The sequence below is a fragment of the Pseudoalteromonas sp. MB41 genome (assembly GCF_020966275.1).
Lineage (GTDB): Bacteria > Pseudomonadota > Gammaproteobacteria > Enterobacterales > Alteromonadaceae > Pseudoalteromonas > Pseudoalteromonas lipolytica.
This window is the reverse complement of sequence record NZ_JAJJZF010000002.1, coordinates 336,299-352,091: the sequence shown is the minus strand read 5'-3', so window position 1 is coordinate 352,091 and position 15,793 is coordinate 336,299. Positions and strand designations below refer to the sequence as shown.

General features: G+C 41.8%; 15 protein-coding genes. 6 read left to right on the top strand and 9 right to left on the bottom strand.

The window, feature by feature from the left end; all coding sequences use genetic code 11:
* Positions 1-5: 5 nt before the first annotated feature.
* The 4 genes from LPA49_RS05155 to LPA49_RS05140 form a co-directional block, all read right to left on the bottom strand.
* A complete protein-coding gene (locus tag LPA49_RS05155) occupies positions 6-503 on the bottom strand; it encodes a PTS glucose transporter subunit IIA (RefSeq protein WP_075593652.1) in 498 nt (165 codons plus the stop codon).
* Between the two features lie 4 nt (positions 504-507).
* Complete coding sequence (locus LPA49_RS05150) at positions 508-900, bottom strand: ACT domain-containing protein (RefSeq protein WP_036968903.1); 393 nt, start codon at positions 898-900, stop codon at positions 508-510.
* Between the two features lie 210 nt (positions 901-1,110).
* Positions 1,111-3,267 (bottom strand): phosphate acetyltransferase, encoded by a 2,157-nt coding sequence (pta, locus tag LPA49_RS05145; RefSeq protein WP_036968900.1) that lies wholly within the window; start codon positions 3,265-3,267, stop codon positions 1,111-1,113.
* Positions 3,268-3,269: 2 nt separating this feature from the next.
* Positions 3,270-4,484 carry an acetate kinase gene (locus LPA49_RS05140; protein WP_230235862.1) on the bottom strand — a complete coding sequence of 405 codons (1,215 nt, stop codon included), beginning with the start codon at positions 4,482-4,484 and terminating at the stop codon, positions 3,270-3,272.
* A 272-nt stretch (positions 4,485-4,756) separates the two neighbouring features.
* Here LPA49_RS05140 and yfbV point away from each other — a divergent pair, with 272 nt between their 5' ends.
* Entirely contained in the window at positions 4,757-5,203 is a 447-nt protein-coding gene (gene yfbV, locus LPA49_RS05135; RefSeq protein ID WP_230235860.1) for a terminus macrodomain insulation protein YfbV, read from the top strand.
* Here yfbV and LPA49_RS05130 read toward each other — a convergent pair.
* The 3 genes from LPA49_RS05130 to xthA are packed head-to-tail and all read right to left on the bottom strand — an operon-like array spanning position 5,200 to position 7,450.
* The gene (locus LPA49_RS05130) at positions 5,200-5,997 is read right to left on the bottom strand and encodes a putative RNA methyltransferase (RefSeq protein ID WP_118844214.1); all 798 of its coding nucleotides are present in this window, start codon (positions 5,995-5,997) and stop codon (positions 5,200-5,202) included. The genes yfbV and LPA49_RS05130 overlap by 4 nt on opposite strands.
* The gene (locus tag LPA49_RS05125; RefSeq protein ID WP_118844215.1) at positions 5,994-6,644 is read right to left on the bottom strand and encodes an energy-coupling factor ABC transporter permease; all 651 of its coding nucleotides are present in this window, start codon (positions 6,642-6,644) and stop codon (positions 5,994-5,996) included. Before LPA49_RS05125 ends, LPA49_RS05130 begins: the two co-directional genes overlap by 4 nt.
* Positions 6,641-7,450, bottom strand: coding sequence for an exodeoxyribonuclease III (gene xthA / locus LPA49_RS05120; RefSeq protein ID WP_065979830.1), 810 nt, complete (start codon positions 7,448-7,450; stop codon positions 6,641-6,643). Before xthA ends, LPA49_RS05125 begins: the two co-directional genes overlap by 4 nt.
* Positions 7,451-7,697: 247 nt before the next feature.
* On the opposite strand from xthA, the gene LPA49_RS05115 reads away from it, so the two are divergent.
* From LPA49_RS05115 to rluB, 3 genes are all read left to right on the top strand, one after another.
* Positions 7,698-8,132: a hypothetical protein gene (locus LPA49_RS05115; RefSeq protein WP_036968882.1), complete on the top strand. Its 435-nt coding sequence runs from the start codon at positions 7,698-7,700 to the stop codon at positions 8,130-8,132.
* A gap of 240 nt (positions 8,133-8,372) precedes the next feature.
* Positions 8,373-8,963, top strand: a complete 591-nt coding sequence (gene scpB / locus LPA49_RS05110; protein ID WP_036968879.1) for an SMC-Scp complex subunit ScpB — start codon at positions 8,373-8,375, stop codon at positions 8,961-8,963.
* Entirely contained in the window at positions 8,960-9,832 is an 873-nt protein-coding gene (gene rluB / locus LPA49_RS05105; RefSeq protein ID WP_036968876.1) for a 23S rRNA pseudouridine(2605) synthase RluB, read from the top strand. The genes scpB and rluB overlap by 4 nt, the downstream gene beginning before the upstream one ends.
* 35 nt (positions 9,833-9,867) lie before the next feature.
* Here rluB and LPA49_RS05100 read toward each other — a convergent pair whose 3' ends face one another.
* Complete coding sequence (locus LPA49_RS05100; RefSeq protein ID WP_036968874.1) at positions 9,868-10,611, bottom strand: YciK family oxidoreductase; 744 nt, start codon at positions 10,609-10,611, stop codon at positions 9,868-9,870.
* Positions 10,612-10,838: 227 nt separating this feature from the next.
* On the opposite strand from LPA49_RS05100, the gene LPA49_RS05095 reads away from it, so the two are divergent.
* Positions 10,839-13,271 (top strand): VolA/Pla-1 family phospholipase, encoded by a 2,433-nt coding sequence (locus LPA49_RS05095; RefSeq protein ID WP_074988302.1) that lies wholly within the window; start codon positions 10,839-10,841, stop codon positions 13,269-13,271.
* Positions 13,272-13,370: 99 nt separating this feature from the next.
* Complete coding sequence (gene sohB / locus LPA49_RS05090; protein ID WP_065979832.1) at positions 13,371-14,387, top strand: protease SohB; 1,017 nt, start codon at positions 13,371-13,373, stop codon at positions 14,385-14,387.
* A gap of 62 nt (positions 14,388-14,449) precedes the next feature.
* On the opposite strand, the gene LPA49_RS05085 is transcribed toward sohB, so the two are convergent.
* On the bottom strand, positions 14,450-15,781 hold the full coding sequence (locus tag LPA49_RS05085; protein WP_036968865.1) for a dicarboxylate/amino acid:cation symporter: 1,332 nt from the start codon (positions 15,779-15,781) through the stop codon (positions 14,450-14,452).
* Positions 15,782-15,793: the final 12 nt, after the last annotated feature.

The following is a 15,793-nucleotide window of genomic DNA, read 5'->3' as shown; positions in this document are numbered from 1 at the left end:
AAATTCTACTTTTTAGTTACTGTTAGTAATGTATCTACCCCAGCGGTGACCTGAGATAACGAAAAATAAAGCGGTCCAAGGTTTGCAGCATTCAACACACACAGTGTGCCTATCATTGGGCGCGTTAATTCACGTAAATCGAAATACGCTAAGCGTTCGCCTTGGGAAATTTTATTGCCGTTTAATTTAGCAATGTTGGTGTGATTAATGTGATCATCTTCAGATGAAAAATATAAATTTATTAAAATTTTCAGGCCATTGTTTGCTTGTAATAGGTATTCTTTACCCGCATTTTTAACTTGTAATAAGGTGCCATCGAACGGTGCAATAATGTTATGGCTTGTGAGCTCAACAGAAATCCCCGGACCCAATGTCGAAAACCGAAAAAAGGGCTCAGGGTGTTCTGTTATTGGTTTTACCCGACCGCTAAAAGGGCTTTTAATGGCCATTATTTGGCTTTTTCTTAGCGTACGCTCTGGCAAGTATTTTACGTCGTTACTCATGGGGTTACTTTTGCTCACCGAGTACATGGTAGCCGTCTTTTTTTAGCGCAGTTATGGCTTTTGGCATACTTTGTTTTTTTACCAATACATAATCAGTGTCATACGTTGATAACGCAAAAATTGAAATAGAGGCTTTTGCTAATACCCCAGAAATATTTGCCATTATCCCCGTTAGTGAAAAGCCCAATGGACCAATCACTTCAAGTGCTAGCCAATCAGTCTCTTGATCAAGGCTTTGAAGTTCAAAACTACTCGGACAAACAATCGATAATTCGTCAGCAGTTTTAGCAATAAAAAAAATGGCTTGTTGAAGTAAGGCAGGATCAATTGTGTCATTGACATCAAGGCTATGAATCGTAAGTTCTGTGCTATGAAGCTGTAGCGTTTGTTTTGACATCTGTAATCCTATCTAGGTCGCCTTTAAATTTATAGTATATATAAATACGAGTAAGTTAAAGCGCAATAAATTTAGTTGCCGTGTTTTTAGTCAAAGAGGGGCTGGAAGGTTGTCCACAGAATCTGTGGATAAATATGGGAATAGCTCAGTATAAAGAAGGTAACAGGCTAATTTATAAGTGAATTATAAACTAGCCTAATTTTTGAGGGGTTATTTTAGTAAGCTTTCTGCCTGTTTTGCTTGAATCGCCGTAAGGGCAATTGTGTAGACAATATCGTCAACTAATGCACCGCGACTTAAGTCATTCACAGGTTTACGCATACCTTGCAACATAGGCCCAATACTGATGAGTTCTGCACTTCGTTGTACGGCTTTGTAGGTTGTATTACCGGTATTAAGATCTGGGAACACAAAGACAGTTGCTTTACCCGCAACAGGGCTGTCAGGCGCTTTCTTAATTGCGACATTTTCCATAATTGCGGCATCGTATTGAAGAGGACCGTCAATGATGAGATCAGGGCGTTTTTGCTGCGCTAACTTGGTGGCTTCACGCACTTTTTCAACATCAGCTCCTGAACCTGATGTGCCAGTACTGTAACTGATCATCGCAACACGGGGTTCAATGCCAAATGCAGCGGCAGAGTCAGCTGATTGAATCGCAATATCGGCGAGTTGTTCAGCCGTTGGGTCAGGGTTAATAGCACAGTCACCATAGACTAGCACTTGATCAGGTAACAACATGAAAAACACCGATGATACTAATGACGAGCCTGGTGCTGTTTTAATAAGTTGTAATGGCGGGCGAATCGTATTAGCAGTGGTATTAACGGCCCCTGATACTAATCCATCTACTTTGCCTTGTTCGAGCATCATCGTACCAAGTACAACGTTATCAAGCAGTTGTTCTTGTGCAACGACTTCTGTTAGGCCCTTGCTTTTACGAATTTCTACCATTGGTGCAACATACTCGTTGATCACATCTTTAGGTTCAACAATGGTTACATGGTCGTTAAGCTCAACACCTTGCTGTTGTGCAATACGTAAAATCTCTTCTTTATCACCAAGGAGAATGGTTTTGGCAATCCCGCGTTGGCCACAAATTGCGGCAGCTTTAATTGTACGTGGCTCATTACCTTCGGGTAACACAACCGTTTTGTTCGCTTGGCGTGCTTTGTCTGTTAATAAGAAACGGAACGCTGGCGGTGACATTTTTCGGGTGCGACCGACGCTTTTCGCAAGACTGTCTAGCCAGTCAGAGTCGATGTGGCTGGCGTTATGGTGCTTCACTTTATCGATACGTTGGTCATCATCACACGGCACTTCCATATTAAAGTTGTGCAGCAGCAATGAAGTGCGCCAAGTGTCTTCTTTTGTGGCAATAATAGGCAAACCAGTGTCCATTGCTTGCTCACATAACTGCATAATACGGTCTTCAGGTTTAAAACCACCGGTGAGTAATATAGCGCCAATTTTTGTACCATTCATTGCTGATAAGCACGCAGCAACGAGTACGTCGGAGCGGTCACCGGGCGTAACCAAAAGGACGCCTGGGGTAAAATGGTTTAAAATATTTGAGACCGTGCGAGCACAAAAAGTAACGTGACGTAAACGTCGGTGTGCCATATCACCTTCATTAATGACTTCCGCTTTTAAGTATTCACATAAATCTTTAACGCGAGGTGCAACAAGATCAAAATCCCACGGAATTGAACCAAGTAATTTAAATGGGTGTTTTCTAAAGATAGGCAATGAAGCTAAACGGTTTAATTCGTTTTCAAGTTGCTCAGGTTCATGCGCTTCAACAAGGTCAGCACGTGCGCGGCCTTCTTCATCAAGTGGGGCATTCACTTTATTAAAAATACAGCCTAATACGCGAGGGTGATTGACGCCGCCGTAGTTACCAGAAGCAATTTCTAAGCGGTCTTCAATTTGGTCATTACTGTCGTTGCTTGGGGTTAGCACAAAGACAATATCAGCCCCAAGAGTTTGCGCTATCTCACGGTTTACTCGCCCAGCATAAGGCTGGCGTCGCGTTGGCACCATGCCTTCGATGATGGCAATTTCGTCTTCTTTTATGGTGTTTTCAAAGCGTTCAACAATTTCTTCAAGTAGATCATCTCCCTTACCATCCCCAATCATTTGCTCAGCATAGGCTAAATCAAAAGGCTTAGGTGGAGTGATGGGGGAGCCATGAGTCACAATTTGTGTTGACTTCTCGGGGCCTGTATCACCTGAACGAGGCTGTGCAATCGGTTTAAAAAAGTTTACTTTTAACGCTTTTTGTTCAAGTGCGCGTACTAAACCAACCGAAACGGATGTTAAACCAACCCCTGTTGAAATAGGGATCAACATTATTCTGCGAGCCATAATTAACACTCCTTCGCAATGCGTGCTGCGTCGTTTGCTATTACCCATTCTTCATTGGTTGGAATAACAAAGGCTTTTGTAAAGGCATCACCTTGTGTGATTAAGCCTGCGTGACCAAAGCGTGCGGCTAAATTTGCTTGATCATCACAAACAAGGCCTAAAAAGCCTAATTGTGTGATCACTTTTTTGCGAATGATGTCTGAGTTTTCACCAATACCCCCGGTAAAAATCAGCGCGTCTAGGCGCTGCAAAGGCACCATAAATGCGGCTATTTGTTTTGCTAATCGGTAGCAGAAAATATCAAGCGCAAGATTAGCCTGCTGATGACCAGCAACAGCCGCTTCTTCAATTGTGCGACAATCGTTAGATAACTCACTGATACCTAATAGACCACTTTGTTTGTTTAGTAGATCATCAATTTCTTGTACAGAATAGTTAAGTTGCAGGGTTAAAAACGTAAATAAACCCGGGTCAATGCTACCGCTTCGCGTGCCCATCACAAGGCCTTCAAGAGGGGTTAGGCCCATACTGGTATCAACACTGTTGCCATCTTTAATGGCGCACACAGAACAGCCATTACCCAAATGAGCACTGATCACATTGGTTTGTTCGCGTTCTTTGCCGAGTAATTTTGCCGCTTCACCCGCTACATAGAAATGGCTGGTACCATGAAAGCCGTATCGTCTCACGCCATGCTCTTTGTATAACGAGTAAGGTAGGGCATACAAGTAAGCAATATTTGGCATTGTTTGATGGAAAGCGGTATCAAATACTGCAATTTGTGGCAGCGTTGAAAATGCCTGCTGCGCAGTGCGAATACCAAGTAAATTTGCAGGGTTATGCAAGGGGGCTAAGGCTGCCGTTTTTTCAATCGCAGATAATACATCGTTGTCGATTAGCACTGACTCGGTGAAATGTTCTCCACCGTGAACAACACGATGCCCGACAGCTATTAGGTTGTCTGCTAAACCTAAACTATTCACCAGATTAACTAACTCAGCGATTGCCGCGTCATGTGCTTGACCATTTGCTAGTTCAATAACTTGCTTGTTGCCCTTGTATTTGTACTTAATTGAAGGTGTTTCTGAGCCTAATCGTTCAGCAAGACCAGAAATTATTTCGTCGGAGGTGGTGGCGTCTAAAATGGCGAACTTTAGACTTGAACTACCACAGTTTAATACTAAAACATGGCGTGGTGAGCAAGGTTGCAAAGGCATAGCTGAGTCCTAAAAATACAATATCAGAGTGAGTACGGCTTGATAATTAGTGTTCTGTGCCAGTATAGTAAAAACATATTTTGTTGCTACACTTAACAGAGTTAGGTCGTAATTATACTAAAGTCTTGTTGACTTGTGCCGATAATATTTTATCTCATTTAGTTGTTAAACGTTAGCCTGATTAACAAAAAACTAGGACAGGTTTTGCAGGGATTGTGTCCGGGAGTGTGTTACACTCACATGTGAAACAGTATGAAAACCTAGGAGTGATGATGCAAAAAAGTGTCATGTCACAAGTGCAAACAGGTCGCCAATACGCCAAAAAGTGGCCTATGCGACAAGAGCTTGCTCCCTTGTTTGCTGAATTTAAAGTGATAAAAGCCACTGAGCTTGCCATTACAGTAATGCCTATACTGGCAATGCTGACTGTGTTTATGCAAGTAAACTACTTAGGCAGTGAATTTTCCCCACAAGCAATTACAATTGCATTATTTTTTCTGTCATTACCATTGCAAGGTTTGTTGTGGTTAGGTAAACGCGCAGAAACTCGGTTAGAGCCTGCAATGTTTAACTGGTACACAGAGCTTCATAGTAAAATGAAAGCGCATGGTTACCAGTCGCAATTAACGACTGAAAAACCACGCTATTCTGATTTGGCTCAACTGCTAAAAGATATGTTCGAAAAAATGGACAAAGCCTTCACAAAAGAACACTTTTAGTCACGAATAAACTGGCTCACATAAAATGATAATGTCACTGTTTGCGGGCCTTTTTGTTCTATTTCTTGCCAATGTTCAGGGCGAAATTTCCACGCAAATGGCGTCATCATTATCAAATGCTTAATGTCTTCAACACTTAATACGGTTTGTTGCTCAAGTAGCTCTGTCGATTTTGTGCTAAAACCATTGGGCGCTTCTATCTGGGTATGTGGTTTAACATCTGCGTAAATAAACGACTTTAACTCTTTAAGGTGCCATGGGCCGGGGCTTGCCACAATCAATGTGCTTTGGGGTTTTGCTAGGCGCGCGAGTTCGTCTGCAAAAAGCGGGGCAAAGACACTTACCAGTACATCAGCTTCACTATCTGCAAAGGGCGATTGGCTAATTGATGCGACACTAAAATGGGCATTTTCATAGCGTTTTGCGGCATATTTCACTGCCGGTTTCGAAATATCGACCCCATACACTGTTGCATTCGATGAGTTCGCTATCGCTTGGGTGTAAAACCCTTCGCCACAGCCAAGATCTATTACTGACACAGGTTTTAATTTAGAGACTAAGCGAGCAATAGCGTGCTGTAAAAAGCCATAATGGCCAGCAGATAAAAAGGCGCGGCGCGCTTGTACCATGTCGAGGTTATCACCCGGTTGCTTCGACTTTTTATTTTGTACGGGTAATAAATTTACGTAGCCTTCTTTGGCAATATCAAAGCTGTGATTATTCACGCAGCGATATGTTTTATCAGTTAAAGTCAGTGCGTGTTTGCAAAGCGGGCAGTGGTAGTGAAGACTCATGAGTCTAAGTAGTCCTTATCATAAAAGGTTTTAACCCAATGTGGGCGATAGGTGATCAATAAGGTAATAGCCATGCCATTGAGCATCGCTTCAGGAAACCAAATTATGGCACATAAAATTAGGTAGTTTTGCGAAATTTCAATCAAGCTATATTCACCCATAACGTAATAGAGCATGCCACTGGTGAGTATTTTAATACAGGCGATGAGTGCAGCAGTTAAAAAGGCACAGAAAAAGATATAGATAAAAAAGTGTTTTGGTAAGTAGGTATAGCAAAGCACAAAACACAGGTAGCTGAGCGAAATGGGTATAAAGGCAGTGAAAAGTAAGTGAATCGGCAGAAGGCTTATGGGCAACTGAGCCACTAAAATCAACAAGGCACTTGCCAGTACACTTGCAAAAATTGCCAACCGCCAGCCTAAAATAAGGGTAACGGCACTGACCCCTAGTATATGCAATTCGAGGCCAGGTAAAATACCGGCTTTTATACGCCACAGCACAGCAAGCACAAGTGCACAGGCAAGCACACCTACTTGTCTGATTGGCGTTGCCAATAGCTGTGCAAAGCTGTTTTTATCAAAGCTAAGCCAAAGTATGAAAGCCACACAGCTCCACAAAGGGAGCTGCCATTGCAATTGCTCTATCATGCGTCAAAAGAAGACCAGATTGGGGCGTGATCTGATGGCTTTTCGATTCCACGTAATTCGTAATCGATACCAGATTCGACACAACGCTCAGCAAGAGTTGGAGTTGCTAAAATAACGTCGATACGCAGTCCTCGGTTGTCATCAAACCCTTTCGAGCGGTAATCAAACCACGAATACTGCTCTGTTTTTTCAGGATATAGCTCGCGGAACGTGTCTTTAAAACCCCAATTTAATAATGTGGCTAGCCATTCACGCTCTTCAGGTTGAAATGAGCATTTACCCGTTTTTAACCAACGTTTACGATTTGGCTCACCGATACCAATATCGAGGTCAGTCGGTGAAATATTAATATCTCCCATCACGATTACATCTTGATCTGGCGTGTGGTTATCATTTAAATGCGTCATTAAATCTTTATAGAACTGACGTTTATAAGGAAATTTTGTTTCATGAGCAATGTTGTCTCCTTGCGGAAAGTAACCATTCATTACCGTTAAGTCACGGCCATTTTCTTGCGCCACAGTTACGCTGATCATACGGCGCTGTGATTCGTCTGTATCTGTTGCAAAACCTTTAACAATAGACTTTGGCTCTTGCTTACACAGCATAGCTACACCGTAATGCGCTTTTTGACCATGAAAATAAACGTGATAACCCATTTTTTGCACGTCTTCGAGAGGGAAGGCTTCATCGTGAACTTTAATTTCTTGTAAGCCAATGATATCAGGCTGATGTTTATCGATAACGGCTTGCAATTGATGTAGACGAGCACGCAGCCCGTTAATGTTGAATGAAATTACCTTCATCGTGCACCTATAAGTTATTTTTGTTTAGAACGAGTAGGTTAATTCTACCATCAAACTAACGGCTATTCATGAGCAAATTTTGAAAAACACTATGAATAAATGTTGCACAATTGATTGACTTCTTAAAGGTATTGTTAACTCATTATTAATTATTAAATTAAATAAATAATTCAGTTGATCCGCTTATCTTTGTTTATATAATGCGCGAACACACCCGTTCAAATTATGTACTACTTAAAGGTAAACCATGAAAAAACAATTAGTGATGCTTTCAATTGCGTCTATCTCATTTGGCACATTAGCAAGCAACCCGAGCTACTTTTCTGCAGACAACAGTATCGAATCTAAGTTATGTAGTTTAAGTGCAAATGAAGGGTTTACCGCTGCTCGTAAAGAAGCAGCAAAACATGGCATCGCAATGTCACGTTTTTCACCAAGTATTTTATGCAATGGAACTGACATTCGTGAGCTCGCTAAAAAAGCACCTTCACAGCATGTTCCAAAAAAAGCGCAGGTTGAAGTTTTTGCAAAAAACCAGCAAAAAGAAACTCAGCTGTGTATTACAGCACTTAAGCAAGGCTTGACTCCTGTGCGTGAGAAAATAGGTAACTTAAATTCATTAAAATGTAATGGCGAAGCGGTGACAGACTTTGTAAAACGCTACCAAAACGCAGCAATTTAATGAAAATAACTGTTTATAAAACAGGTGAGTGTTGCTGAATGACGCAATAACTTACTCTGAATGATAAAAGCGCTCTTTGTAGCGCTTTTTTAATGACTAAAACTGTCAAAAAGATCTCTGTTTTATCCACGCTGCAAAAGCATAGCGTAAATTACGCTGGTTTTTAGTAATAAATTTTCCAACCTTCAGTGACTTCTGTCATAATAGAGCGTTAGTGAAATAAAATGACCTTTAGGTGCAATGGCTACAAAACGTATCAGTGATGAACAGCTTGTCGAAATCATAGAAGCCGCGATTTTTGTTGCTGGAAAACCGCTGTCTAAACGTCATTTAAAAGAAACGGTCTTAGCTGAGTTAAGCGTATCAATGCCCAGAATTAATAATGCAATTGAACAGATTCAAACGCATTATCAAACTCGCGGCATAAAACTTGTTGCTGTTGGCAGTGGGTATCGCTTTCAGGCCTGTGCAAGCCTTGCGCCTTGGCTTGCGAATTTATGGCAAGAACGTGCGCCTAAATATTCAAGAGCGCTGTTAGAAACATTATCTCTGATTGCCTATCGACAACCAATCACCCGTGGCGAAATTGAACAAGTACGAGGTGTAACGGTGGGCTCAGGAATTATTAAAACGTTATTAGAAAGAGAGTGGATAAGAGTTGTTGGGCACAAAGAAGTGCCAGGGCGCCCGGCGCTTTATGCAACGACGGCCACTTTCTTAGACTATTTTTCATTAGCTGGTTTAGATGAGTTACCGCCTTTGCCTGACACTCAGGAAAGTAAAATCAACCAGCTATTGAGTGATCCTTCTGTGAGAGAACTATCTGAATGAGTACAGTAGAAACTGAAAAGTTACAAAAAGTGTTGGCGAGAGCGGGTGTGGGTTCGCGCCGCGAAATGGAAAAATACATTGATGCAAATCGCGTGAGTGTAAATGGTAAGGTTGCCCGTTTAGGTGATCGTGTTGAACCAACTGATGTAATTCGTGTCGACGGTCATGTAGTAAAAATTGAAGATAAGGCAGAGCGTATTTGTCGTGTATTAATGTATAACAAGCCAGAAGGTGAGTTATGTACACGTAAAGACCCAGAAGGCCGACGCACAGTATTCGATCGTCTCCCTCGTGTTGATGGTGATCGCTGGATTGCGGTCGGGCGCCTTGATATTAATACGGCTGGCTTAATGTTGTTTACCAATGACGGTGAACTGGCTAATCGCTTGATGCACCCAAGTTATGAAGTAGAGCGTGAGTACTCGGCGCGTGTATTTGGTGAAGTTACTAACGAAACGTTACGAAATTTGACCAAAGGGGTTGAGCTTGAAGATGGCCCTGCGAAATTTTTAAATATAAAGCCGATGGGTGGAGAAGGCATTAACCGTTGGTTTAATGTGACATTAACTGAAGGTCGTAACCGCGAAGTGCGTCGTTTGTGGCAGTCACAAGATGTTGAAGTGTCTCGTTTGATCCGTATTCGCTATGGTAAGTTAGAACTTGATAAACGTTTACCGCAAGGTGGATGGGCAGAGCTTGACCTAGACACAGTGAATTATTTACGTAAAACAGTACAGCTAGGTCGTGAGACACAAACTAAGCTATCTGCAATCCCAGATAAGCGCAAAGAGAAGCGCGCTAAGATTAATCAAATTCGTAAAGCGGTTAAAAAGCATAATCATCGCGTTAAACAAACTAAGCGCCGTTAATGAACAGTAAAGCGCGGGTTTAATACCCGCGTTTTTTATTTTTGCTGTGCATCAAGTGATTGACCATTCACTTCTTTAGAATCATCACTCATCAGATATAAATAGGTTGGCATTAAATCTTCTGCAGTAGCCAATTTATCTCTGTCTTCACCTGGGTAGGCAGACGCGCGCATGGCTGTCCGCGTTGCACCAGGGTTAATACAGTTAATACGGATATTAGTTTTACCCACTTCAGATGCCCATGTTTGCATCATCCCTTCAACTGCAAATTTTGAAATAGCGTATGCTCCCCAAAACTCACGCCCTTTACGGCCAACGCCTGACGATGTGAATATCACAGAAGCACTCGGCGATTTACGAAGTACTGGGAACATATATTTAGTGATCATAGCTTGCGCTGTCACATTAACTTTCATGATATTTTCGAAAGTTGAAACGCAAAAGTGCTCAAGCGGGCCGAGCGACCCTAAAATTCCAGCGTTATTGAGTAGTCCGTCTAATTTACCAAATTGTTGTTCTATAGTAGCAGCTAGATCACGGTAGTTTTGCTTAGTTGCGCCTTTTAAGTCCATTGGCACAATAGCAGGTTGTGGACCACCCGCATTGATAATTTCATCGTAAACAGCTTCAAGTTTACTGGTTGTTTTTCCAAGTAAAATAACAGTGGCACCCTGCTTTGCATAGGTTAATGCGGCAACGCGACCAATACCATCACCGGCACCTGTTATTAGAATTACTTTGTCTTTTAGCGCATTCTCAGCAGCTTTATATGTGTGCATAAAAGTACCATTGATTACATTTTTTTCTATTTTACCATAGCAAAAAGCCAAGTTATCGAATTTATTGCAAATTAAGGTGGCGAAAATTGAAACTTTACGTTAACTTTAACTGGTCTAATGTCTTATTAATAACCTAATTACATTAAATTAACTTAACTAAAGGCAGTCTAGCGACTACTTTTATACTTGAACACACAATAACAATAAGATTTGCGCGGAGCGAAATTATGAAAAAATTGCTACTTTCACTAGCCATTGCATCAGTCATTACCGGCTGTGGTGGAGGAGAAACATTAGAAGATGTAAAAAATGACAGCCCTCCTATCATCCCTAGCGCGACAGTTAAGTTTGACCCTGCCAACAGTGTTATCTCTGTGCCAAATGACTTATTAATGAGTGGCACACTAGACGGTACACTGAATATCCCTGGCGAATTAGATGACAACAATGTCAGTGTTCCTCGTGCCGCGTATGCTAATCCTCAACTTGCATTGGGTGCACTCGATGGTTGGTCAACACAGACTCCGTTTAAAATCGACCTCGCATTCCCTCCAGGTGTTTCGCTTGATGCCGCTTCGGCGGGCGGGCCTGGTGCTGTACGTATTTTTGAAGTTGTGATGGGTGCAAGTCAAACTGATGAGACCTGTTCACAAGTACCTGCAGGTATTGCATGTAAGCTGGTATCAGAACTCACTTTTGGTGTTGATTTTATTACGCAAGGTTCGAGTGATTCTGTCGCTGTTATTCCGCTAAAACCATTTAAAGCGGGTAGTACATATATAAATGTATTAACGACGTCGTTGTTGGACTCTGAAGGTCGTTCAATTGAGCCTTCGTCTACGTATGCGCTTGTTAGTGAAGAAGCACCGCTTATTACTGATTCTCAAAAGTCACTTCAAGCAGTTATTAACAGCTATGAAAATGCTGTCACTTCAGGTGGCCAAATCAGTAAAGATGACATTATTTACTCTGCGGCAATGACAATGCAATCAGCAGGTCAAGTATTAGGCACAGTTAAACAACTGCTAGCTGCCAGCCTAACCCAAGACGCTTTACCGCGTCCTACAGTGCAAATCCCAGAGCGACCTGTTATGACAGTTGAGCAAGTATTTGCATCACGGGGTATTACTGGTTTATCGCCAGCTTTTGCAGGGGTGCAATATCAAAAAGGCAGCGTGATGCTACCCATGTACCTAGGTACACCGACGGGGACTGATGTCAGTGATTTGTCGGCAACCTATTGGCAAGGGTTGTGTGACAGTGGTGTGGCAGTACTTGGTTATGCGTCTTCTGCGGGAGCATCATTTCCAACGGATCCAATTAGCGAGAATGATGGTCTTTGTATGGCGCTAAGTGGTGGTAAATTGCGTGATTTAGGGCTTGACCAAACGAAACATCTAACTAAGTACAATACCATCCCAAAAACACAGAGCATGGCTAATGTACCGGTGCAAATTACGAAGCCAATTTTGCCTGTAATTAATGCTGTCCGAGTGCAATTAGGAGAAGATGAGCTTGTAATGCCAGAGGGTGGTTGGCCAATTGTTATTTTACAACATGGTATTACGTCTAAAAAAGAAGACATGTTAGCCATTACGGCTCAGTTATCAGTTCAAGGTTTTGCGACTGTAGCAATTGATCACCCAAGACATGGAGAGCGCGGTGTTGATGTTAATGGCGATGGCACCGATGATTTTAATGCATCGACTGGGTCGGTGTTAAGCTACATGAACTTGCAGTCATTATTAGTTGCACGTGATAGCTTACGTCAATCGGTAGCTGATTTATTAGGTTTACGTATGGGCTTGAACTTCACAGGCCAAGCTGATCTTAATGCACAAGATGTCTCTTTCCTTGGCCATTCACTGGGCTCTGTAGTGGCGCCTGCATTTATCGCGGTTGCTAATTCACCGTTGGATGAACAAGTTGATCCACTGTTTAATGTAAAAAGCGTTGCACTGGCCAGTGGTGGCGGTGGTCTTGCTAGTTTCTTAATCGAATCAGCTAGGTTTGGCCCATTTGTACAAGGTTCTGTGTTACTTGCTGCTGGTATTGAAGAGTCGGCTGAGTTTAGTGCGTATTCACAAAATGAAGCACTTTCAAATTGTGGTTCTTTAGCCGCTGATCAAACGGCTTTTGTAGCATGTGCATATAAAGAGTATGTAGGTTCATTAACTATGGCTGGTGAAACCGAAAAACTTGCTAATATTCAAGGCGTAGTAACGCAATTTGCGTTTGCAGCACAAACCGCACTAGACAGTGGCGATCCCTCTAACTATGCATCTGCAGTTGCAGCGCTTGGTACACCAGTATACATGAGTGTTGTTGTGGGTGATGGTGCAGATAATAAAGCAGACCAAGTTATTCCACCGATGGTTGCAAGCAACCCAATTGCAGGGAGTCTGCCTCTTGCAAAGCTTATGGGGTTAACGACAGTGGCTGAAACACAAGCGCCTACCGCAGATCCTATGAGTTATGTTGTTAAGTTTACTAAAGGACATCACAGCTCTGTGCTAACACCTGTGCCTACTGAAGACTCAGGTGCAACAGCGCAAGAGAGTGCAGCAGCGACCACTGAAATGCAGCTGCAAATTGGGACTTTCTTAGCAGCTCGCGGTCAATTTCTACAGGTTACGAATACGGATGTTGTCACAGAATAAGTGAAATCCGCCAATTAAGTAAAAAGCCACATAATGTGGCTTTTTTTTGCCTTAAAGCATGATAAATTGTGGCGAATTAACAATTAATGGAGAGAGTGTTTGGAATTTTTATATGAATATGGCTTGTTTTTTGCCAAAACCCTTACTTTTGTGGTTGCTGTTGCTGCCATCGTTGCGATTATTGTGGGTGCTGCTGTTAAGCCAAAGGCTAAGAAAGGCGAGATAAGCATTGATGATTTAAGTGAGCAATTGGCTGATCTTAAGCAAAACTTTATTGAAAATACGCTCTCTAAAAAAGAGCTTAAGGCCTACTTTAAACAACAAAAAGCTGAGGCCAAAGAGCAGCAAGATAAAGACCCTAAGCCAAGATTATATGTGATTGATTTTAATGGAAGTATAGATGCCCATGAAGTTGAAAGTTTACGTGAAGAAATCACTGCAATTCTTACCATTGCTGACAAAGAAAAAGACAAAGTATTGGTACGCTTAGAAAGCGGTGGTGGAGTGGTTCATGGCTATGGGCTTGCTGCATCTCAACTGCAACGCTTACGCAATGCTGGTATTCATTTAACCGTTGCAATTGATAAGGTTGCAGCCAGTGGTGGCTATATGATGGCGTGCGTTGCCAACGAAATTGTTGCTGCGCCATTTGCAATTGTCGGTTCTATAGGGGTTATTGCACAAATACCCAACTTCAATAAAATTTTGAAGAAGAATGATGTGGATTTTGAGCAAATCACTGCTGGTGAATACAAACGCACCTTGACACTCTTTGGTGAAAATACAGAGAAGGGCCGTGAGAAGTTTAAAGAGGAAATAGAACAAACACATGGTTTATTTAAAACCTTCGTGAGTGAACAACGTCCTTCACTTGATATCGATTCGGTTGCCACAGGTGAACATTGGTTTGCAACTCAGGCCTTTGATAGAGGCTTAGTGGACAAAATTGAAACCAGTGATGATATCTTGCTAAACCAAGCGGATGAACGCCAAATCTATAAAGTAAAGTACAAAGTTAAAAAGAACTTAACGGATAAACTCGCGGTGGGTCTGAGTTCAAGTATCAGCCAAGCAGGGGTAAATTTAATGTCACGTTTTAAAGGAATGAATCCTTAAATTTATTCGCTTTCATGCAAATAAAAAACCCGCTTCAGGAGCGGGTTTTTTATTGACCAAATTTATTTAATTGATTTGTGATAATCTTCTAGGTCTTTGGCTGCGTCAGGGTCGTTAAAGACTTTCTCATCGAACTGTCCTTCCGATTTTGCTACCACACATGTCACCATACAGTCACCAGTTACATTGACAGCTGTTCGCGTCATGTCAAGTAAACGGTCAACACCGATAATGATAGCGATACCTTCTACAGGCAAGCCTACTTGATTTAACACCATCGCTAGCATAATCAGACCAACACCGGGTACACCTGCAGTACCAACTGAGGCTAAAGTCGCAGTTAAAATAACCATTAAGTAATCTGATATAGTTAAATCAACAGAAAATACTTGCGCAATAAATACGGTCGCAACACCTTGCATGATAGCGGTGCCATCCATATTAATAGTCGCGCCTAATGGGACCGTAAATGAAGCTACTGAGTTCTGAGCTCCTAATTTTTTAGTGGCAGTTTCCAGTGTGATTGGCATCGTTGCACTTGAACTTGATGTACTAAATGCAAACAGACACGCATTTTTCATTTTCTTTAGGAACGTTATTGGGTTTAGTCCTGTTAACACTTTTAAAAGAATACTGTAGTTCACTAAACCGTGGATAAATAATGCCAGCATCACAATACTAAAATACAGTGCCAAGCTTTTAATCAGTTTAAAGTCGATGGTTGTAAATAGTTTCGCCATTAAAAAGAACACGCCATAAGGTGCAATGTTCATTAGCAGTGTTACAAGCTTTAAAATAACAGTGTTAAGGTCTTCAAATACACTAGCAACTCGCTTACCTGCTTTACCACTTAAAGCCATTGCCACACCAAAAAGAAGGGCAAAAACAATAACTTGTAGCATATTTCCATTTGCCATTGCATCAATTGGATTGGTTGGGAACATCCCAATAATAACTTGCGCAAGAGTCGGGGCTTCTTTCGCACTGTAGGTTGCATCTGACGGTAAATTTATACCCTCGCCAGGATTAAATAACAGTGCAAGTGTGATCGCAACAGTAATCGCGATCGCTGTTGTAACCAAGTAAAGTAGAATTGATTTACCCCCTAAACGGCCCAGTGTTTTTGGATCGCTTAAACTACACGTACCGCACACCAAGGAAACGAATACGAGGGGCACGACGAGCATTTTTAAACTGGCAATGAATATTTGACCACCAATGTGGAAAATACCATCAACGAAAAATGCTTTAATTGGCAAAGAGAATAACCCTAATGGAATAAGGAAATCGTCTTCACCCGCTAAAATTGCTTGGAAGATAAAACCAACGATCACACCCAAGACCATACCAATCATGATACGAGATGTGAGACTCAATGAACGGACTTTTGACATACACCTAATCTA

What these genes read in the sequence shown, in the direction of transcription:
- LPA49_RS05155 (WP_075593652.1), bottom strand. Translation starts at nt 503, where the DNA reads ATGAGTAACGACGTAAAATACTTGCCAGAGCGTACGCTAAGAAAAAGC.
- LPA49_RS05150 (WP_036968903.1), bottom strand. Translation starts at nt 900, where the DNA reads ATGTCAAAACAAACGCTACAGCTTCATAGCACAGAACTTACGATTCAT.
- pta (WP_036968900.1), bottom strand. Translation starts at nt 3,267, where the DNA reads ATGGCTCGCAGAATAATGTTGATCCCTATTTCAACAGGGGTTGGTTTA.
- LPA49_RS05140 (WP_230235862.1), bottom strand. Translation starts at nt 4,484, where the DNA reads ATGCCTTTGCAACCTTGCTCACCACGCCATGTTTTAGTATTAAACTGT.
- yfbV (WP_230235860.1), top strand. Translation starts at nt 4,757, where the DNA reads ATGCAAAAAAGTGTCATGTCACAAGTGCAAACAGGTCGCCAATACGCC.
- LPA49_RS05130 (WP_118844214.1), bottom strand. Translation starts at nt 5,997, where the DNA reads ATGAGTCTTCACTACCACTGCCCGCTTTGCAAACACGCACTGACTTTA.
- LPA49_RS05125 (WP_118844215.1), bottom strand. Translation starts at nt 6,644, where the DNA reads ATGATAGAGCAATTGCAATGGCAGCTCCCTTTGTGGAGCTGTGTGGCT.
- xthA (WP_065979830.1), bottom strand. Translation starts at nt 7,450, where the DNA reads ATGAAGGTAATTTCATTCAACATTAACGGGCTGCGTGCTCGTCTACAT.
- LPA49_RS05115 (WP_036968882.1), top strand. Translation starts at nt 7,698, where the DNA reads ATGAAAAAACAATTAGTGATGCTTTCAATTGCGTCTATCTCATTTGGC.
- scpB (WP_036968879.1), top strand. Translation starts at nt 8,373, where the DNA reads ATGGCTACAAAACGTATCAGTGATGAACAGCTTGTCGAAATCATAGAA.
- rluB (WP_036968876.1), top strand. Translation starts at nt 8,960, where the DNA reads ATGAGTACAGTAGAAACTGAAAAGTTACAAAAAGTGTTGGCGAGAGCG.
- LPA49_RS05100 (WP_036968874.1), bottom strand. Translation starts at nt 10,611, where the DNA reads ATGCACACATATAAAGCTGCTGAGAATGCGCTAAAAGACAAAGTAATT.
- LPA49_RS05095 (WP_074988302.1), top strand. Translation starts at nt 10,839, where the DNA reads ATGAAAAAATTGCTACTTTCACTAGCCATTGCATCAGTCATTACCGGC.
- LPA49_RS05085 (WP_036968865.1), bottom strand. Translation starts at nt 15,781, where the DNA reads ATGTCAAAAGTCCGTTCATTGAGTCTCACATCTCGTATCATGATTGGT.